At 72.3% G+C, this 18491-nt stretch carries 17 protein-coding genes and 1 pseudogene; 4 read left to right on the forward strand and 14 right to left on the reverse strand.

Annotated features, from left to right (window positions below):
• Nucleotides 1–157 precede the first annotated feature (157 nt).
• Entirely contained in the window at nucleotides 158–1138 is a 981-nt protein-coding gene (locus ACVWNX_RS10905; protein ID WP_454413705.1) for a hydrogen peroxide-inducible genes activator, read from the reverse strand.
• Between the two features lie 332 nt (nucleotides 1139–1470).
• Here ACVWNX_RS10905 and ACVWNX_RS10910 point away from each other — a divergent pair, with 332 nt between their 5' ends.
• Both ACVWNX_RS10910 and ACVWNX_RS10915 read left to right on the forward strand, forming a co-directional pair.
• On the forward strand, nucleotides 1471–2025 hold the full coding sequence (locus ACVWNX_RS10910) for a peroxiredoxin (protein WP_454413706.1): 555 nt from the start codon (nucleotides 1471–1473) through the stop codon (nucleotides 2023–2025).
• Nucleotides 2026–2027: 2 nt separating this feature from the next.
• Nucleotides 2028–2561, forward strand: coding sequence for an alkyl hydroperoxide reductase (locus tag ACVWNX_RS10915; RefSeq protein WP_454413707.1), 534 nt, complete (start codon nucleotides 2028–2030; stop codon nucleotides 2559–2561).
• Nucleotides 2562–2677: 116 nt separating this feature from the next.
• Here ACVWNX_RS10915 and ACVWNX_RS10920 read toward each other — a convergent pair whose 3' ends face one another.
• The 4 genes from ACVWNX_RS10920 to ACVWNX_RS10935 form a co-directional block, all read right to left on the reverse strand.
• Nucleotides 2678–4231, reverse strand: coding sequence for an AI-2E family transporter (locus ACVWNX_RS10920; protein ID WP_454413708.1), 1554 nt, complete (start codon nucleotides 4229–4231; stop codon nucleotides 2678–2680).
• 181 nt (nucleotides 4232–4412) lie between these two features.
• On the reverse strand, nucleotides 4413–5183 hold the full coding sequence (locus ACVWNX_RS10925) for an aggregation-promoting factor C-terminal-like domain-containing protein (RefSeq protein ID WP_454413709.1): 771 nt from the start codon (nucleotides 5181–5183) through the stop codon (nucleotides 4413–4415).
• A 463-nt stretch (nucleotides 5184–5646) separates the two neighbouring features.
• Entirely contained in the window at nucleotides 5647–6975 is a 1329-nt protein-coding gene (locus ACVWNX_RS10930) for a PhoH family protein (RefSeq protein ID WP_454413710.1), read from the reverse strand.
• 358 nt (nucleotides 6976–7333) lie between these two features.
• Nucleotides 7334–8095, reverse strand: coding sequence for an isoprenyl transferase (locus ACVWNX_RS10935; protein WP_454413711.1), 762 nt, complete (start codon nucleotides 8093–8095; stop codon nucleotides 7334–7336).
• A gap of 111 nt (nucleotides 8096–8206) precedes the next feature.
• Between ACVWNX_RS10935 and mgrA the strand changes: the two genes are divergently transcribed.
• A complete protein-coding gene (gene mgrA, locus ACVWNX_RS10940) occupies nucleotides 8207–9244 on the forward strand; it encodes an L-glyceraldehyde 3-phosphate reductase (RefSeq protein ID WP_454413712.1) in 1038 nt (345 codons plus the stop codon).
• Nucleotides 9245–10375: 1131 nt separating this feature from the next.
• Here mgrA and ACVWNX_RS10945 read toward each other — a convergent pair.
• Nucleotides 10376–10714, reverse strand: a pseudogene (locus ACVWNX_RS10945) (winged helix-turn-helix transcriptional regulator); the annotation flags it as partial.
• A 186-nt stretch (nucleotides 10715–10900) separates the two neighbouring features.
• On the opposite strand from ACVWNX_RS10945, the gene ACVWNX_RS10950 reads away from it, so the two are divergent.
• The gene (locus tag ACVWNX_RS10950) at nucleotides 10901–11398 is read left to right on the forward strand and encodes a DinB family protein (protein WP_454413713.1); all 498 of its coding nucleotides are present in this window, start codon (nucleotides 10901–10903) and stop codon (nucleotides 11396–11398) included.
• Between the two features lie 204 nt (nucleotides 11399–11602).
• Here ACVWNX_RS10950 and ACVWNX_RS10955 read toward each other — a convergent pair whose 3' ends face one another.
• The 8 genes from ACVWNX_RS10955 to ACVWNX_RS10990 form a co-directional block, all read right to left on the reverse strand.
• Nucleotides 11603–12364: an OmpA family protein gene (locus ACVWNX_RS10955; protein ID WP_454413714.1), complete on the reverse strand. Its 762-nt coding sequence runs from the start codon at nucleotides 12362–12364 to the stop codon at nucleotides 11603–11605.
• A gap of 3 nt (nucleotides 12365–12367) precedes the next feature.
• Entirely contained in the window at nucleotides 12368–12979 is a 612-nt protein-coding gene (locus ACVWNX_RS10960; RefSeq protein ID WP_454413715.1) for a hypothetical protein, read from the reverse strand.
• A gap of 15 nt (nucleotides 12980–12994) precedes the next feature.
• A complete protein-coding gene (locus ACVWNX_RS10965; RefSeq protein WP_454414714.1) occupies nucleotides 12995–13603 on the reverse strand; it encodes a pilus assembly protein TadG-related protein in 609 nt (202 codons plus the stop codon).
• Nucleotides 13600–13803 (reverse strand): hypothetical protein, encoded by a 204-nt coding sequence (locus ACVWNX_RS10970; protein ID WP_454413716.1) that lies wholly within the window; start codon nucleotides 13801–13803, stop codon nucleotides 13600–13602. The genes ACVWNX_RS10965 and ACVWNX_RS10970 overlap by 4 nt, the downstream gene beginning before the upstream one ends.
• Before the next feature lie 105 nt (nucleotides 13804–13908).
• Nucleotides 13909–14706, reverse strand: a complete 798-nt coding sequence (locus tag ACVWNX_RS10975; RefSeq protein ID WP_454413717.1) for a response regulator — start codon at nucleotides 14704–14706, stop codon at nucleotides 13909–13911.
• Nucleotides 14690–16606 carry a sensor histidine kinase gene (locus ACVWNX_RS10980; RefSeq protein ID WP_454413718.1) on the reverse strand — a complete coding sequence of 639 codons (1917 nt, stop codon included), beginning with the start codon at nucleotides 16604–16606 and terminating at the stop codon, nucleotides 14690–14692. The genes ACVWNX_RS10975 and ACVWNX_RS10980 overlap by 17 nt, the downstream gene beginning before the upstream one ends.
• Entirely contained in the window at nucleotides 16606–17496 is an 891-nt protein-coding gene (locus tag ACVWNX_RS10985; RefSeq protein ID WP_454414715.1) for a DUF5936 domain-containing protein, read from the reverse strand. The genes ACVWNX_RS10980 and ACVWNX_RS10985 overlap by 1 nt, the downstream gene beginning before the upstream one ends.
• 14 nt (nucleotides 17497–17510) lie before the next feature.
• The gene (locus ACVWNX_RS10990; RefSeq protein WP_454413719.1) at nucleotides 17511–18449 is read right to left on the reverse strand and encodes a type II secretion system F family protein; all 939 of its coding nucleotides are present in this window, start codon (nucleotides 18447–18449) and stop codon (nucleotides 17511–17513) included.
• Nucleotides 18450–18491 lie beyond the last annotated feature (42 nt).

The raw sequence follows: 18491 nt of genomic DNA on the forward strand, positions 1-18491 counted from the left end.
ACCGGGCTCCGACCACGCAAGGACGTCACCGGGAAGCCGGACCGGTCAGACGAGGACTCGGCGAGGACTCGGCGAGGAACCGGACTCCGACCGCACGAGCACGTCACGGGGAAACCGGACCGGTCCGGCGGGGGCATCGCGAGGAACCGGACCCCGGTCAGGCCGACGCGTCGAGGAGCCGGACCGGCAGCGGGGTGAGGCTGGCGCGCAGCGCCCCGGCCAGTTCCGCGTACTCGGCGGAGCGGGCCGCGCCGGTCCGCATGGCGAGCGCGATCCGGCGGCTGGGCGCGGGCGCGGCGAACCGTCCGGTGACCAGCCGTCCGTCGCGCGCGGTCTCCACGTCCACGGCGGTGCGGGGCAGCAGGGTGACCCCGAGCCCCCCGGCGACCAGCTGGACCAGGGTGGGCAGTCCGGCGGCGGTCATCGAGACGAGGCCCTCCTCCCGTCCGGCGTCCCGGCAGACGTCCAGCGCCTGGTCGCGCAGACAGTGGCCCTCGTCCAGGAGGAGCAGGTCCACCTCGCGCAGCGCCTCCCGGGGGATGCCGTCCCGGCCGCCGAGGGCGTGGCCGCGCGGGGCGACGAGCACGAAGTCCTCGTCGAAGAGGGGCAGCTCGGTGACGCCGGGGACGCCGAGCGGCACGGCGATCAGCAGCAGGTCGAGACGGCCCCCGGCGAGCCCCTCCAGCAGGGAGGCGGTCTGCTCCTCGTGGACCTGGAGGTCCAGCTCCGGGTAGGTCTCGTGGGTGAGCCGCAGCACGGCGGGCAGCAGATAGGGCGCGACGGTGGGGATGACGCCGAGCCGCAGCGGCCCGGTGAACGGGGCGCGCACGGCGGCGGCCTCCTCCATCAGCTCGCCGACCGCCTCCAGCACCTGCCGGGCCCGGACGGCGAGCCGCTCCCCGGCGGGCGACAGCAGCACCTTGCGGGTGGTGCGCTCCACCAGCCGGACCCCGAGGGCGTCCTCCAGCGCGGAGAGCGCGCCGGAGAGCGCGGGCTGGCTCATCCCGATGGCGGCCGCGGCGTCCCGGAAGTGCAGATGCTCGGCGACCGCGGCGAACGCCCTCAGCTGGGCGACGCTCGGCTGCTTCGTCCGGCCCTGCGCCCCCGTGGCCCGTCCCGTTCCCGGCTTCCCTGCCACCGCTGCTTTCCTCCCGGCCCACCGGCCGTCCGGACGGTGCGCGTCCAGGGCTCTCCCCGGTCGACTCCGTCACTTTCCGTTCATTTTCCGCCGTGATCCCGACTGGATCACATCAGGTTCGCCTACACTTCCCAACCCGTACGATCCGGTCCGGTCAGATCCAGACGGCACCCGTCCACATGGACCCGGCACGGGCCGTTCCCCCAGATGTACCACCCGGCGCCATTGATCGGCGAACCGGATCACACTGACCGCACTGATCGATTTCACCACCGATCGCGCTCTGTGACAGGGTGGATTTGTCCAACCCCTCACGCACCATGGAGAGCACCGTGCTGACTGTCGGTGACCAGTTCCCCACGTACGACCTGACCGCCTGCGTCTCGCTGGAGGCCGGCGAGGAGTTCGCCCAGGTCGACCACAAGTCCTACGAGGGCAAGTGGCGCGTGGTGTTCTTCTGGCCGAAGGACTTCACCTTCGTCTGCCCCACCGAGATCGCCGCGTTCGGCAAGCTGAACGACGAGTTCGCCGACCGCGACGCGCAGATCCTCGGCGTCTCCGGCGACTCCGAGTTCGTGCACCACGCCTGGCGCAAGGACCACGCCGACCTGCGTGACCTGCCCTTCCCGATGCTGGCCGACTCCAAGCACGAGCTGATGAGCGACTGCGGCGTCCGGGGCGAGGACGGCTTCGCCCAGCGCGCGGTCTTCATCGTCGACCCCAACAACGAGATCCAGTTCACCATGGTGACCGCGGGCTCCGTCGGCCGTAACCCCAAGGAGGTCCTGCGGGTCCTCGACGCGCTCCAGACGGACGAGCTGTGCCCGTGCAACTGGAGCAAGGGCGAGAACACCCTGGACCCCGTCAAGCTGCTGGCCGGTGAGTGAACATGGCCCTCGATGAGCTGAAGTCCGCGATACCGGACTACGCCAAGGACCTGCGGCTGAACCTCGGTTCGGTGATCGGCAACAGCGACCTCCCGCAGCAGCAGCTGTGGGGCACGGTGCTGGCCTGCGCCATCGCCTCCCGCTCGCCGATCGTGCTGCGCGAGCTGGAGCCCGAGGCCAAGGCGAACCTCTCCCCCGAGGCGTACACCGCCGCCAAGGCCGCCGCCGCGGTCATGGCGATGAACAACGTCTTCTACCGCACCCGGCACCTGCTGTCGGACCCCGAGTACGGCACGCTGCGCGCCGGGCTGCGGATGAACGTCATCGGCAACCCCGGTGTCGAGAAGACCGACTTCGAGCTGTGGTCCCTCGCGGTCTCCGCGATCAACGGCTGCGGCCAGTGCCTCGACTCGCACGAGCAGGTGCTGCGCAAGGCCGGGGTCGAGCGCGACGTGATCCAGGAGGCGTTCAAGATCGCGTCCGTGATCCAGGCGGTCGGCGTCACCCTGGACTCCGAGGCCGTTCTGGCGGGCTGAGTCCAGCGCTCACACACGCCGGAGGGCGTCCGCACGGCAGTGCCGTGCGGACGCCCTCCGGCGTTTCGCGATCCGGGCGGTCCGGGGACCGGCGGCCGGGCCGGGACGAACGGACGTCAGCCCCCGCCGTCCCCGCCCCCCGAACCCGGTGACGTCGTTCCGTTCCCGTTCCCGTTCCCGTTGCCCTTCCCGTCGCCGCGCCCGGTGGACGGCGGCGCGGCCTTCCCCGGCCCCGGGTCCTTCGAGACACCGGGGGACCCGCCCGTGGACCCGCCGGGGGACGCCCCCGCCGGGTACACCGGGGCGATGCCGTGCGCGGTGGCGCCGTGCGGGGCGGGCGAGGCGCGCAGCGCGTACTCCCGGGAGTACGCGCGCAGATAGCCGACGACCGTGTTGGTGACGGCGACCAGCGGCACCGCGACGACCGCGCCGCCGATCCCGGCGACCAGCCCGCCGGTGGCGACGGCGAGGACCACCGCCAGCGGATGCACCCGCACCGCCCGGCCCAGGATGAACGGCTGGAGGACGTGCCCCTCGATCTGCTGCACGGCGAGCACCACGGCCAGGGTCATCACCGCGGTGAACACGCCCTGGGTGACGAGCGCGATGACCACCGCGAGCGCCCCCGAGACCACCGCGCCGATCAGCGGGATGAACGCGAACAGGAAGATGAACACGGCGAGCGGCACCGCCATCGGCACCCCGAGGAAGTAGATCCCGAGGCCGATGAAGACGGCGTCGATGAGGGCGACTATCACCGTGCCCCGGACGTACGCGGTGAGGGTCCGCCAGGCGCGCGGCCCGGCCCCGGCGATGCCCTCGCGGGCGGCGCCCGGTACCAGCCGCAGCAGCCACTCCCAGATCCGCCGTCCGTCGTAGAGCAGGAACAGCGTGGAGAACATCGTGAGGAGGATGCCGGTCAGGGTCTCCACGATGACGGTGACGCCCGCCAGGCCCGCGGAGGTTATCGAGTCGGTGTTGGCGCCGACGGCCTCGCGCAGGGTCTTCGCGATGTCGTTGATCTGGGACTCGGTGACGTGGAACGGGCTGTTGAGGAGCCATTTGCGCAGCTCCTCGATGCCGTCCTGGACCTGGTCGGACAGATGGTCGACGTTCTCCATCACCTGCCACACCACGAACCAGCCGACCAGGCCGAGGAACACGAAGCCGAGGATGGCGGTGAGGGCGGTGGCGAGGCCGCGCGGCACCCCGTGACGGCGGAGCTTGGCCACGGTGGGCTGGAGCAGCGCGGTGATGAGCAGCGCGGCGACGAAGGCGAGGATGACGAGCTGGATGGCGCTGATGACCCGCATCAGCACCCAGAGCGTCCCGGCGAGGACCAGCAGCCGCCAGCCGACCTCGGCGGCGACCCGCAGTCCCCAGGGCACGGCCCGCGCGGGGTCGGGCCGGACGTCGGCGACGAGCACCGACGGCTGGACGAAGGGGACGGGCGGGCCGTCGGCCCCCCGTCCGGGCGCGTCGGCGGAGGCGGCGGACCCCGGCGCTCCGGCTCCGGTCCCGTCCGCGCCGCCGGGCCTCCGGTTCTTCGGAGGGGGGACGTCGTCCGGGTCGCCGCGTCGTTCCGCGGCGGCGCGGCGCGCCTCCCAGCGGCCGCCGAGCCGGGTCAACCCGGCGCCCAACCGGCCGAGCCAGTCTGGCACTCGTGCCATGATCCGTACCTTTTCCCGCCGTCCGCCGCGTCGCTCGCGTCCGGCGCGCGCCCGGCGTGCGCCGCTCACCAGCTCCCCCCGGTCCGCCCGGAGCCCGCCCAACCGTACATGCCGAAGACCCCTCACCGAAGGACGGTGAGGGGTCCGGAAAGGTTGAGCCGCGCCCCGGACGGGGCCGGTCTCAGTACCAGCGGTTGGCCTGCCAGAAGTCCCAGGCGCCGCAGGGGCTGCCGTAGCGGCCCTCCATGTAGCTGAGGCCCCACTTGATCTGGGTGGCGGGGTTGGTCTGCCAGTCGGAACCGGCGGAGGACATCTTCGAGGCGGGCAGCGCCTGGAAGAGGCCGTAGGCACCGGAGGACGGGTTGACGGCCTTGTAGTTCCAGTCGGACTCGTGGTCCACGATGTTGCTGAAGCACTGGAACTGGTCGGCGGGGACCACGGAGCGGGCCATCGCCTGGATCTCGGCGATGCTGTACGAGCCCTTGGCGGTGGTGGGGAGGCTGCCGGTGGCGGAGGCGGTGCGGGTGGCGGACCGGCTGGCGGCCTCCTCCTTCGCCTTCTTCTCGGCGCGCTCCTTGGCCTCCTCCTCGGCCTTCGCCTTGGCCTTGGCCTTGGCCTCGGCGGCGGCCTTGGCCTTGGCGGCCTTCGCCTCCTGCTGCTTGGCGACGGCGTCCTTGGCGGCCTGGACGCGGGCGGTCTCCTCCGCCGACTTCTTCGCGACGGAGTCGGCGGCGATCGCCTGGGCGTCGGCCTGCTGCGTCAGCGACGCGGTCATGACCTGGGCCTGCTGGCCCGAGGGGATGTCCGCGAGGAGCGTCGAGTCGCTCGCGCTGGCCTCGAAGTCGTTCGAGGTGTCCTGCGGAGTACCCGAGGCGACGCCGACGACGGCGCCGACGGTGGTGACCGCGGTGGCGGATGCCACGGCGAATCCCCGGACGGAGATCCGGCTCACACGTTTTCCTTCCAGCGTCGCCCGCACGGGTGACCCCTCACGGACGCGATCGTGCCCTTGGCGCTGGCCTCCGAAAACACGGGGTCACGGGAGGCACGGACCCGGTGGGCAACTCCCGCGACGGGAGCGCCCGGTGGTGCTCGGGCGGCATACGACGGGCGTTATGGAGTTCTGGTACGGCAGTGTGCCACGGTGACCGGTGTTGCTCCGGAGACCGCTCGGCACGGTGTGTCGTATGCGGGGCCTGACAGGACAGAGACTTTGCCGCAGCCTTACACCGCAGGGCAATTCCGGGTTGAGTGGGAAAGGTCACACCTCACACGGACCAGTGATTTGTCCCCGACTCCCCCACGAACGACCGCCGCCCGGCTAAGCTTTCGGGCCTTTCGGCTCCGATCGCCCAGCCGGGCGGCGCCCGGTATCCCCCACAAGGGGACCTATCAGAACTTCACCGCGTTGACGGCTAGATGCTCCCGTCCTCCAGCATTTCGGTCACCAGCGCGGCGATCGGCGACCGCTCCGAACGGGTGAGCGTCACATGGGCGAAGAGCGGATGTCCCTTGAGCTTCTCCACCACCGCCACCACCCCGTCGTACCGGCCGACCCGCAGGTTGTCCCGCTGCGCCACGTCATGGGTGAGGACCACCCGGGAGTCGGCGCCGATCCGGGAGAGCACCGTCAGCAGGACGTTGCGCTCCAGCGACTGGGCCTCGTCCACGATGACGAACGCGTCGTGCAGCGAACGTCCGCGGATGTGGGTGAGCGGCAGCACCTCCAGCATCCCGCGCGCGGTGATCTCCTCGATCACCTCACGGCTGGTGACCGCCGACAGCGTGTCGAACACCGCCTGCGCCCAGGGGCTCATCTTCTCGGCCTCGGTGCCCGGCAGATAGCCCAGCTCCTGCCCGCCCACCGCGTACAGCGGACGGAAGACCATCACCTTCTGGTGCTGCTGGCGTTCCAGCACGGCCTCCAGGCCCGCGCACAGCGCCAGCGCCGACTTGCCGGTGCCCGCCCGGCCGCCCATCGACACGATCCCCACGTCCGGGTCGAGCAACAGGTCCAGCGCCACCCGCTGTTCCGCGCTGCGCCCCTTGATGCCGAACGCCTCGCGGTCCCCGCGCACCAGCCGCACCCGGCCGTCCGCGGTGACCCGGCCGAGCGCCCGGCCCCGTTCCGAGTGGATCGTCAGCCCGGTGTGCACCGGCAGGTCCGCGACCTCCGGAACGAACAGGGCCTCCCCCTCCCCCTCGAAGAGCAGGTCCACCTGCTCGGCGGAGAGCGACAGCTCGGACATCCCGGTCCACCCGGAGTCCGTGATGGCCAGCTCGGCCCGGTACTCCTCGGCGAGCAGCCCCACGGAGGACGCCTTGATGCGCAGTGGCAGGTCCTTGGAGACGACCGTGACGTCGTACCCCTCGGCCTGCAGGTTGCGGGCGACCGCGAGGATGCGGGAGTCGTTGTCCCCCAGCCGGTACCCCACCGGGAGGACCCCCGGATCGGAGTGGTTCAGCTCCACCCGGAGCGTGCCGCCCAGCTCCCCCACCGGGAGCGGGGCGTCGAGCCGCCCGTGCCGGACGCGGTAGTCGTCCAGCAACCGCAGGGCCTGTCGGGCGAAGTAGCCCAGTTCCGGATGGTTCCGCTTGGCCTCCAACTCCGTGATGACGACGACCGGCAGCACGACTTCGTGCTCGTCGAAACGGGTCATCGCGTTCGGGTCGGCCAGCAGGACGCTGGTGTCGAGGACATAGGTGCGCCGGTCTGGCGTGCGGCGCTTCGTGCTGATCACCACGGAAGGACGTACCCCCTCGGATGAGGTCGGGGGGCGACGGGGCGACCGAGCGCCCCGGGCGCCACCCCACAGGGAAGGAACGAACCGGGTTCGGGCCGCGAGACGCGGGCCGGACGGCGGCCCTCCGCCTCGTCCGCACGGTACGTGCGGTGCACCTGGTGCAAGGAACCTCCCGGGCGGACGGCCCGCTGCCGCCCGCGGTACGACACCCCTCCGGTACCGCTGAACCGGTACCGTTCGGATGCCGACCTGGGTGGCTTATTCCCTCCAAAACCCACCGTCATGCCACAGGAGTTGACGGCGGCTCGGTGAACGTCCGGTGCCGCCGGTCCCGGCGGGCCCGTCCGGACGGGTGGCGTCAGCCGCCGAAACGCCGGTGGCGGGCGGCGTAGTCGCGCAGCGCGCGCAGGAAGTCGACCTTGCGGAACGCGGGCCAGAAGACCTCGCAGAAGTAGTACTCGGAGTGCGCCGACTGCCAGAGCATGAACCCGGAGAGCCGCTGCTCACCGCTGGTGCGGATGACCAGGTCGGGGTCCGGCTGGCCACGGGTGTAGAGGTGCTCGGAGATCACGTCGATGTCGACCAGCTCGGCCAGTTCCTCGAAGCTGGTGCCCCGCTGGGCGTGGTCCAGCAGCAACGAGCGGACGGCGTCCGCGATCTCCTGCCGCCCGCCGTACCCGACGGCGACGTTCACGAGTATCCCGGGGTTGTCGAGGGTGGCCTGTTCCGCTTCCTTGAGGACGCGCTGCGTCCCGCCGGGCAGCAGGTCCATGGTGCCCACGTGGTGGACCCGCCAGCGGCCGTCCTGGGCGAGGCCGCGCACCGCGTCCTCGATGATCCCGAGCAGCGGCACCAGCTCGTCCTCGGGGCGGTCCAGGTTGTCCGTGGACAGCATCCACAGGGTGACGACCTCGACGTCCGTCTCCGCGCACCAGCCGAGGAACTCGGAGATCTTGTCGGCGCCCACCCGGTGACCCGTCGCGGTGCTCTCCCCCGACGCCTTCGCCCAGCGCCGGTTGCCGTCCAGGATGACCCCGATGTGCTTGGGCACCTGATCGTGGTCGAGGCGTCCCTCGACCCGGCGCGCGTAGAGTCCGTACACCAGGTCGCGCAGGTTCACGTCTGTTCAGCCCCTTGGTGGAAATAGCCGTCCCCGAGGGGCGACACCCTACCGGTGTGCGTGGGATGCGCCGACCCGGGGGCGATGCCCGGCTGAAGTAGTTTCGGGCGCATGACCGACACGATCTCCTACCGAGCGCGACCGGACCGCTACGACTCCATGGAGTACCGGCGCTCCGGCCGCAGCGGGCTGAAACTGCCCGCGATCTCCCTGGGCCTGTGGCACAACTTCGGCGACGACCGGACGCTGGACGCGCAGCGGGCGATCCTGCGCCGCGCCTTCGACCTGGGCGTCACCCACTTCGACCTGGCCAACAACTACGGCCCGCCGCCCGGCTCGGCCGAGCGGAACTTCGGCCGGCTGCTGCGCGAGGACTTCGCTTCCCACCGCGACGAGCTGGTGATCTCCACCAAGGCCGGGTACCTGATGCACCCCGGCCCGTACGGCGAGTGGGGCTCCCGCAAGTACCTGCTGTCCTCGCTGGACGCCTCCCTGGCCCGGATGGGCGTGGACTACGTCGACGTCTTCTACTCGCACCGTTTCGATCCGCACACCCCGCTGGAGGAGACCATGGGCGCCCTGGCGTCCGCGGTGCGGCAGGGCAAGGCGCTGTACGTGGGGGTCTCCTCGTACAGCAGCGCGCAGACCGCGGAGGCGGCCGGGCTGCTGCGGGAGATGGGGGTGCGCCCGCTGATCCACCAGCCGTCGTACTCGATGATCAACCGCTGGACCGAGGACGACCGCCTGCTGGACACCCTGGAGGCGGAGGGCATGGGCTGCATCGCGTACGTGCCGCTCGCCCAGGGACTGCTGACGGGCCGGTACCTGGACGGCGTCCCCGAGGGCTCGCGCGCCACCCAGGGCAAGTCGCTGGACCCGGGCCTGCTGAGCGAGGAGGTGCTGCGGCGGCTGCGCGCCCTGAACGCCATCGCCGAACGCCGCGGCCAGTCCCTCGCCCAGCTGGCCCTGCGGTGGGTGCTGCGGGACGAGCGGATGACGTCGGCGCTGATCGGCGCGTCGAGCGTGCGGCAGCTGGAGGAGAACGTGGCGGCGCTGGACGGTCCGGGGCTGACCCCGGAGGAGCTGACGGAGATCGACACGTACGCGGTGCCGACGCCCGGGACGAACATCTGGGCCAACCGGGGGTGAGAGGCGGGAGGGACGGCTGGTCCCGGGGGCCGCTGGTCCCGAGGCCGCTGGTCCGGGGGCCTCTGGTCCGGGGGGCCGCTGATCCCAGGAGGCGCTGATCCGGGGGCCGCTGACCCGGAGGGTGCTGATCCGGGGGGCAGGGGGCAGCGCTGCCGGGTTCGCGCTTCGGGGGCCGTGCCGCGAGGCCGCGCTTCCGGGGCGCGCTTCCGGCTCGGGAAGCGCGGGACGGAAAACGGGCCGGTCCGTGGGGGGGGATACGGACCGGCCCGAGGGGGGGTTTCCACCATAACCCTTCGTGAGGAACATCGCGCGCATTGACGACGGACCACTACGCTCCGCAGTTCCCCGGCCCGGGCTCCATGCGACCTCGAAACAGCCTCGAACCCCGCTCCGGCCCGGGTCCGGGCACCGATCCAGGGGTGGAAACCACCGGTAAGGAACGTTTTGCGGGGCGGCGTGTCGGGTCGGGCCCGCCGGTGGACGCGGAAGGGGCGTCGGGGGCGGGGTCCCTCTGGTGGGTGAGGGGGTGCCGGGCGCCCGGTTGACGGGGACGGGGCACCGGGTGGGCGTGGCGGCCGGGGGAGGTCACGCAGCCGAGGGGCCGGGGCGGAGTCGGGGCGCGGGGCGGGCCCGAGAGGTCACGGCACCGCGCGGCCCCCTCCACCGCGCGGTGCCGTACCGCGCGGCTTTGCTCACGCGAATTACCTTGGTCTGAACCTATGCGACGTCCGGCGTGGAATCGAGCCGATGGCGATAACGATGTGGAAACCGTCCGGGCGGCCGGACGCAAGGCGGACGTAGCCGTTCCCCCGGTCGGCCTTCCGGCGCCCGCGCCCCGGCCCCGCCCCTGGTCCGGCCCCGTCCACCGGTGACGGTTCAGACGCCGCCGGTCGCCCGGGGGGTGGGGGTCGGGCGGCCGGCGCCCGGGGTCCGACCGCCGGGGGCGCGCGGGACCCGGACGACCCGGCGGGGGTGGTCGACGCCGAGGGCCGCGTCGGAGGTCTCGGCGACGATCCTGGGGGCCTGGGCGGAACGGGAAGCCGCAGAGGCCGGAGCGGAGGGAGGGGTGGGAGCGGTCGGGGGCGCGGACGGAGCGGGCTCGGCCGTGGCGGGCTTCCTGTACTCCGGGTGCTTACGGGCGACGATCATGTCCATGTGGCGGCCGCCCCACTCGCCGAGCGGGCCCAGTGCCGTGTTCAGCAGGTCGCCGACGTCCGTCAACGAGTACTCGACCCGGGGCGGGACCTCCGGGAACACCTCACGGCGCACCACACCGTCCGCCTCCAGTTCCCGGAGCTGCTGGATCAGCACCTTCTCGCTGACCCCCGGTACCTGACGGCGCAGCTCACCGAACCGGAGGGGCCCTTCGGCGTCGTCCAGGGCCCAGAGGATCAGCGGCTTCCACTTCCCGCCGACGACGTCGACTGCGGCGTCCAGACCGCATATGTACGGACCCTTGCCCCTGACCATGACCAACTCCTCGCACCCGTGGACCACTTGTCTGACGACAGTACTTCTGGTCCAAGCCACGGGACCTTCCATTTCTTCCGGCCCTCCGGTCCCCTGGTCCTTCCGGTCCTTCCGGCCGGAGCGCGCACCGTCCGGGGCCGGTCCGGGCCCGGGGGCGCCGGAGACGGTGGGAGGTAGGGTCCGGAGATGACACGAAGGGGCCCCTACACCGGGGACGAGAAGGACATCCTGCTCACCAGTCTGGACCGGCACCGGGACGCGGTGCTGTGGAAGCTGGAGGGGCTGGACGAGGAGCGGCTGCGGCGTCCGCTGACCCCGTCCGGGACGAATCTGATCGGCCTGGTGAAGCATCTGGCCTCGGTGGAGTACGGATGGTTCTGCGAGACCTTCGGGTACGAGGTGGAACCGCTCTGGTTCGACCCGGACACCTCCGAGGACATGTCACTCGGTCCGGACGAGACCGCGCGACAGATCGTCGACTTCTACGGGCGGGCGCGGGCCGCGGCGGACCGGGCGATCCGGGAAACCGCCCTGGAGGACACGGGAACGGCGTGGCACGGGGCGACGGTGTCCCTGCGATGGGTCCTCGTCCACATGATCGAGGAGACCGCCCGGCACGCGGGGCACATGGACATCCTGCGCGAACTGACCGACGGGACGACCGGGGCGTACCCGCCGGGCTGAGTCCCGGTCGGCTGAGTCCCGGTCGGCTGAGTCCCGGTCGGCTGAGTCCCGGTCGGCTGAGTCCCGGTCGGCCGGGACGGGGTCCGGCCGACCGGGGAGGCGCTGTTCGCGGGAGGTGGCCGGGGCCCGCCGGGTCACCGGGCGCGCCAGGGCGGCTGTCGGGCGGGCGTCGGGAGCGGGGCGCCCGGGCGGGACCGGTGCTCGCTAGGGGGCGGCCGATCCGGCCGCTTCCTCGCCGCTCTCCCCGCCGCCCCGGCCGGGTTCGGCTGCTGCCGCGCCATCACGGGGGAAGGACACCTCGACCCGCCGGTTCTTCCGACGGCCCTGCTCGGAGGAGTTGTCCGCGATCGGGTAGTCCTCGCTGTAGCCGCGCACCTCGTAGGTCACCTCCGGGCCGAGGTGGGAGGCGAGGACGTCGTGGACGGAGTCGGCGCGGCGCTTGCTCAGCAGCTTGCCGTGCTCGTAGGAGCCGAGGTTGTCGGTGAAGCCGAAGACCCGGATGGTGGTGGCCTTCTGCGTCTTGGCCTCGTCGGCGATCGCCTCGATCCGGGAGAGCGCCGACGAGTTGAGCTTCGGGCTGTTCTTGGGGAACAGCACCTCGGCCTGGAGGGCGAACTTGACGTCCGTGTTGGTGTCCTCGCGGCGTTCCCGGCCACCGAGTTCCTCGACCACCGACTTGATGTCCAGCACCTTGGCGGGGGCGAGCCGGGCCCCGTCGGCGAGGCGCAGCCCGGGGCTTTCGGCGTCGACCTCCGGCGGGGGCGCGGGGTCGGAGACGCTTCCGGGGGGTGTGCTGGGGTCGCCGGGAGCGGCTTCGGCGGGGGTGCCGGTGATCAGGAGGGCGAGGAGGGTGGTGAGCGCGGCGGAGGCCCCCGCAGAACGCCCGCGCGGCGCGCGGGGGCGGGGGTGCGCGGGGCCGGGCGTGGAAGGCTCGGGGGCTCCGGGGGTGGGGGCGGAGGCGGTCATCGGCTACTCGCCCTCGCTGATCTCGATGGCGGCGGGGGGCATGGAACCGACCTGGAAGTCGACCTTGGTGGTGCCTTCGGGGGGGGCGGGGAACTGGGCGAACCAGTCGACGGTCTCGCCCGACATGACTCCCCCCGAGAAACGGGTGCAGAGGCATCTTCCCTCAGTGTCACGGAGGACGAGGTACTTCTTCTTTCCTCCGTTGTCCACCAGACTCGCGCCAGCGACCGAGCCGCCGTTCTTCGACAGTTCCCTCTCGTCACCACGCCAGTCACCCGCCGACCAGGGCTTACCCGAGCCATTCGTCACCCGGCCGCGCACCGTGACGAACCCACCCTGGTCACGCACGGCGGCGGTCACGGCCAGAGTCAGCCCGTTTCCCTTCACTTCGGAAAGGGTCTCGTTCTCCGGAGCTTCGGCGGAAGCTTCGTCGGTCACGTCCTGCTGCCCCTTGTCGGCGGCCGCAGTGGTGGGTGACTTGGGGGCCGGCTTGTCGTCCTCCTTCTCCCCTCCCTGCCCGTCCCCACCGCATCCGCCCACGGCAAAGATCAGCAGAGTGGTGGCCGCCACTGCGGTCAGCGTCCTTCGGCCGGTCTTGTTGCGCCGGAGGTTCATGGGTGGGGACACCTTTCATTCAGCCAGATGCACGGAGAACAGAACGGACGCGTCAGGAAGATCGCCCGGTCGGAACTCATCAGGGTCGACGACGAGTGTTTCCCCGTCGCAGTCAAGTTCAATGACGTCAGTGGGGTCGGCGTCGGGGGCGAAATCGCAACGTGGCCTCACCACAGCGGTCGCCTGGGCTTGGGCACGCATCGACTCCGTACCGGGAAGGATGGAGTCTCCCACCGCGTAATTGGTCTCGATTTCCACCTGATAGCCCGGATAGCCGTTCACCGTCATCGGCCCGAACCCGGTCAGTCGGGCATCGTTCTCACCGGCCAACCGTTCCGCGGCCGCCTCGGACCCCGCGCCGTCGATCAGATCCCCGGTCAGCCAGTCAAGCCATTCCTCGTCTCCGCCGATCGCGGTTTCCAGCCCGTCAAGCAACTCGTCGCGCGCCTCCTGTGCGGCGGCCAGCGCGGCGGCATCGGCCGCAGATTGCGCACCGTTACGGGCTGAGGCGGCTTGAGCGAAAACGAAGAAGGCGAAGGCCGCGAACAGCAGAATGACTGTCAGCCAGATATACAGGGGAAGCGTCTGACCTCGGTCTGCCTGACCAGTCGAAACGGCGGTCAGCCTCCGAGTACGTCGCTCACTGCCGCCAGGATGCGGTCGGAGATCAGACCGTCGAGCCCCAAACCGTCGATCAGTGTGAAGATCCCCGCGATGATGATCAGCAGGCCCGCGTACTCCACGAAGCCCGCGCCCCGGTCGCGCAGGGGGCCTCGGGTTCGGGTCAGGACTCGGTGGCGCCAAGTGGTCAGGTGGGTCCTCATCGTGGGTCCTTCCGTCCGGGTACTGTGCACGGCCGACTACGGAAAGGTACGGGACGGGGACGGGTCGGCTCGTGGGCCCTGGGGCCCAACTCGTGGACGGGCGGGTCATCGTGACCACCCCTCGTGCGGGGCGGTGCCGAGCCAGCGGGCGATCGCTTCGCTCCGGCTGCCGCTCTGCAGCTTCGCGAAGATCCGGTTGATGTGGTTCTTGACGGTCTTCTCGCTGATGAAGCAGGTGGCGGCGATCTGCCGGTTGTTCATGCCGGACGCGATGAGATCCATGACCTCCACCTCCCTGGAGCTGAGACCGAAAGCGAGCGGGCCGGGTCCGCCGTCGCGGGCCGCTCGGGGGTGGCCGTCGCGGGACCACCACGACTGTCCCACAAACCGTTGCAGCTGCGAAGGAAGTTGGTCCGATCCGGACGGCCGGGTCGCGGTGACCGGGTGCGTCGAGACATCCGGCTCCGGGGAGGGCTCCGCCGTGGACCAGGCGTCCCGTGCGGAGGGGGTGCGCGTGCCCCGGCCGTGTCGTGTGCCACGGACCGCCGCGACGAGTTCGTCCGTGGTGAACTCCCCGTGGACCAGGTATCCGAGGGCCCCCAGGTCCCGTGCCGCCCGGACCGTCTCCGGGTCGGCACCGTAGCTGAGCATCAGGACCCGTGCCATCCGGGCCAGTTCGGGCAGGGCGGTGAGGCCGTCCGCGCCGGGCATCCGGACGTCCAGCAGGACGAGGTCGGGCCGGTGGTGGCGGACCGCGGTCAGGGCGTCGGCGCCGTTGGCCGCCTCGGCGACGACGGTGAGGTCGGGTCGGGTGCCGAGGAGCGCGGCGAGGCCCGCCCGTACGACGGGGTTGTCGTCGGTGACGACCACCCTCAGCGGCTGCGGTTCAGGAGGAGGGGGCACGGTCTGCCTCCGGGAGGAGGGGAGGGAGAGGGAGAAGGGGGAGGTCGGGGCGGGCGGGGTGGGGTTCCGGTGACGGTCGGGGCGGGCGCGGCGATGTCGAGCGCGGTCGCGTTGGGCGCGACGGTGTCGTCGGCCGGGGCGGGGACGGTGGTTCGGGGGGCGCGGGGGCTTCGGCGGCTTCGGCGGCTGAAGGGTGGGGGATGGTCAGCCGTACGGTCGTTCCGCTGGGCGCTGCCGTGCTTGTGGCTCCCGTGGTCCCCATGACGACTTCTGTGACCTTCGTGGTTGCCGTTGCCCCTGTGGTCTCCATGGCCCTCGTGGTTCCCGTGACCTCTGTGGTTCCTGTCGTCCCCGTGGTGCCCGCGAGCTCCGTGGTTCCGGGGCTGTCGGTGGTGCCAGGGGCGGGTGGGGCGGCCGGGGTGATGTGGAGGGTGGCGCCCAGGGAGCGGGCGCGTTCGGTCATGCCGATCAGGCCGAACCTGCCGTGGGTCCGCAGTTGGGCCAGCCGGGTCGGGGAGAGGGGGGCGGGCGGGCCGGTGCCGTCGTCGGTGACGGTGACGGTCAGGGCGTGGGGTCCGGGGGTGACGGTCACCGTGACGCGGGTGGCCCGGGCGTGGCGGTGGGCGTTCTCCAGGGCCTCCCCCACGATGGTCGCCGTCTCGTGGGCGACGGTGCGGGGGACGGGGAGCCGGGGCGGGGGCGTGGTGGTGCGCAGGGTGGTGGGCAGTCCGGTGCGGGCCCGGAAGTCCTCGACCGTCGTGGTGAGTTCGGTGATCAGGTCGGGGGCGGGGGCGGGGGCGTCCGGGGCGCGGAGGTCGCGGAGCAGGGTGCGGGACTCGGTGGCGGCGCGGCGGGCCGCCGCGGCGACCTCCTCGGCACGGGCCCTCAGCACCCGGGGGTCCGCGCGGTCGGCTTCGGCGGCGAGGGCCTCGGCGGTCAGGGCGAGGCCGTGCAGGGTCTTGGTGACGGAGTCGTGCATCTCACGGGCGAGCCGGGCCCGTTCGGACTCGACGGCGTCACGGACGACGAGGTCGGCGTTGGCCTCCGCCAGGGCCCGGGTGGCGGCGCCGAAGCGGAACATCAGATTGCGCAGGGTGACGCCGGTGATCCCGGCGGCGACGCAGAACCCGGCGAGCAGGGCGGTGCTCGGCCCGCTGCCGGGGCGGGCCTCCCAGGCGCGGTAGGCGGTGAGCAGGGCGACGATCTGGAGGCCGGTGAAGACCCCGGCGCCGCGCCAGCCGTACAGCAGTCCGGAGAGGAGGGGGGTGCAGACGGCGACGTAGCCGAGGGGGGAGGCGGGGGACGCGGTGAGCAGGAGGACGGAGGCGACAAGGAGGTCGAGGCCCATGAGGGTGGGGTGGGCGAGGATGCGGGGGCCGACGCGTTCCCAGTCGCGCAGCACCGCGTAGGAGCCCATGAAGCCGACCACGCTGGCGGCGAGGACGGCGTAGCGGGGCGCCCCGTCGGCGGCCCCGGCCATGGCGAAGGGCACCCCGAGGGCGATCATGGCGAGCCGGGCGCCGAAGACCTGGCGGCACAGTGCCTGGAGGGCGCTGAGCTGGATGCGGAGGCTGGGCGCGGGGGCGTCGTCCTCCAGCGCGGAGGGCCAGGGTCCGGGCCGGGTGGCGAGGGGGGAGCCCGCGCGGCGGACGTCCCGGCGGTCGCGGGCGGGCCGGTCGTCGCGGGTGGGCCAGCGGTCCCCGACGTCCCGGTGCTCTCGGCCCTCCCGGTGCTCTCGGCCGTCCCGGTGGTCGTGGGTGAACCGGGAGCCGTGGCCGGGACGGGAGCCGTGGGCTTCGGAACCCCGTGCGGCGGCCCGGCCGTCGATGGCGGCTCGGAGGCGGAGGGGACGGAGACGGCGGAGGGGACGGAGACGGAGGAAGGGGCGGAAGGGGCGCATCACTCCCCCAGGAGGGAGCCGAAGTCGGTGCCGGAGCCGAGGAACATCCCGGTGGCGATGAGGATCATGGTGGCGGGCAGCATGAAGAGCAGGGTCACCACGGTGGCCTTGGGGATGGTCTTCGCGGCGCGGCGGCGGGCGTTCTGGGCGTCGGTGCGGCGCATGTCGGCGGCGATCTGGATGAGGGTCTCGGCGATCGGGGAGCCGAGTTCCTCGCCCTGCTGGAGCGCGGAGACGAACTGGGCGACCTGTTCGGAGTCGTTGCGGCGGCGCAGTTCGTCGAACGCCTGGCGGCGGCCGACGCCCATGTCCATCTGGCGCAAGGTGATGCGCAGTTCGTCGGCCCAGGGGCCCTCGTAGCGTTCCGCGACCCGGTCGAGGGCCTGCCGGAAGCCGAGTCCGGCGGAGACGACGACGGCGAGGACGTCGAGGAAGTCGGGGAGGGTGCGGTCGATGACGGCGCGGCGTTCGCGGACGGCCTGCCAGATGAGGGCGTCCGCGGCGAGGAGGCCGAAGGCGAGGGTGAGGACGGCGAAGAGGAACTGGCCGTTGGAGAGGAAGACCAGACCGAGGACGACGCCGAACACCCCGTAGACGGCGCGGCGGGCGGCGTACCGGTCGAGGGTGAGGCCGCCGGGGTTGCCCGCCATGTCGATGCGGCGGCGTTTGGCCTCGACCCGTTTGCCGCCCATCAGCCGCAGGACGAGCGGGGCGAAGCGCATGCCGATCCGGTCGACGGCGGAGTCGGTGGTGGAGACGCGGCTGGCGCCGACCTCCAGGGCGAGGGCGAGGTCGTCGGGGAGCCTGGTCTCCGCCCGGTACATGCGGACGCCGAGGAGGGCGCCGCACACGGCGGCGCCCGCGAGGGCGGCGAGCAGCAGGGCGGTCATCGGGTACGCACCTCTCACACGTCGATCTTGCCGAGGCGGCGGATGGCGAGGAAGCCGACGGCGTAGAGCCCGAGGGCGACCAGCATCAGGATCTGGCCGACCGGGGAGTCGGTCACCCGGGCGAGGGCGCCCTCGTTGGAGGAGTTGACGAGGAGGAGGGAGCCGAGGCCGAGCAGGGGGACGGTGAAGGCGGTGGCGTTGACCTCGGAGAGCATGGTCCGCACCTCGCGCCGGGTCTCCTTGCGGTCCTCCAGGGTCTGGGTGAGGTTGCGCAGGGAGCTGACGACGGCGCCGCCCGCCTTGTTGGACAGCACCAGGGTGGTGACGAGGACGACGAGTTCGCGGGAGGGCAGCCGCCGGGAGAGTTCGCCGAGGGCGTCGTCCACGGAGCGGCCGAGGGCGAGCTGGTCGGCGACGCGGGAGAGTTCCTCGCCCGCGGGGGCCTCCAGTTCCTCGGCGGCCATGGTGAGGGAGGTGCGCAGGGCGAGTCCGGCGGCGGTGGCGTTGGCGAGCAGCCGGGCGACGTCGGGGAGCTGGTTGATGAACGCCTCGATGCGCTTCTGGCGCTGCCAGTTGAGGAAGATCCCGGCGCTCCACACCCCGACGGCGGCGGCGACCGGTCCGAAGAACGGGGCGAGGGCGGTGGCGGCGATCAGCCAGAGGGCGGCGGTGGCGGCGGCCGTGTAGGTGAGGAACTCCCCGGCGGTGAGGTCCAGGCCGGTGGCGGAGATCCGCAGGGTGACGGCGCGGCCGAGGCGGGTGCGGCGCAGCCGTCGGTCGAGGGCGGCGAAGCGGCGGGCCCGGGTGGCGGGGCCGTGCGCGGGGCCGCCGGAGAGCCGGTCCTCCAGGGCGCGGTGCTGGGCGCGCCCCGAGGCCCAGCCGTGGGCCCCGGCGACGGCGAGGACGGCGGCGAGGAGGGTGGCGCCGAGGGCGAGGAGGGCGAAGTCGCTCACGCCCGCCTCCCCGGGGTCCGGGTCGTGCTCCGCCGGTTCCGG

The sequence above is a fragment of the Streptomyces sp. JNUCC 64 genome, assembly GCF_054484115.1.

Coding starts and splice junctions, on each gene's coding strand:
- ACVWNX_RS10985 (WP_454414715.1), bottom strand. CDS start 17,496: ATGACCGCCCTGCTGCTCGCCGCCCTCGCGGGCGCCGCCGTGTGCGGC.
- ACVWNX_RS10955 (WP_454413714.1), bottom strand. CDS start 12,364: ATGACCGCCTCCGCCCCCACCCCCGGAGCCCCCGAGCCTTCCACGCCC.
- mgrA (WP_454413712.1), top strand. CDS start 8,207: ATGACCGACACGATCTCCTACCGAGCGCGACCGGACCGCTACGACTCC.
- ACVWNX_RS10980 (WP_454413718.1), bottom strand. CDS start 16,606: ATGCGCCCCTTCCGCCCCTTCCTCCGTCTCCGTCCCCTCCGCCGTCTC.
- ACVWNX_RS10970 (WP_454413716.1), bottom strand. CDS start 13,803: ATGAGGACCCACCTGACCACTTGGCGCCACCGAGTCCTGACCCGAACC.
- ACVWNX_RS10950 (WP_454413713.1), top strand. CDS start 10,901: ATGACACGAAGGGGCCCCTACACCGGGGACGAGAAGGACATCCTGCTC.
- ACVWNX_RS10920 (WP_454413708.1), bottom strand. CDS start 4,231: ATGGCACGAGTGCCAGACTGGCTCGGCCGGTTGGGCGCCGGGTTGACC.
- ACVWNX_RS10960 (WP_454413715.1), bottom strand. CDS start 12,979: ATGAACCTCCGGCGCAACAAGACCGGCCGAAGGACGCTGACCGCAGTG.
- ACVWNX_RS10915 (WP_454413707.1), top strand. CDS start 2,028: ATGGCCCTCGATGAGCTGAAGTCCGCGATACCGGACTACGCCAAGGAC.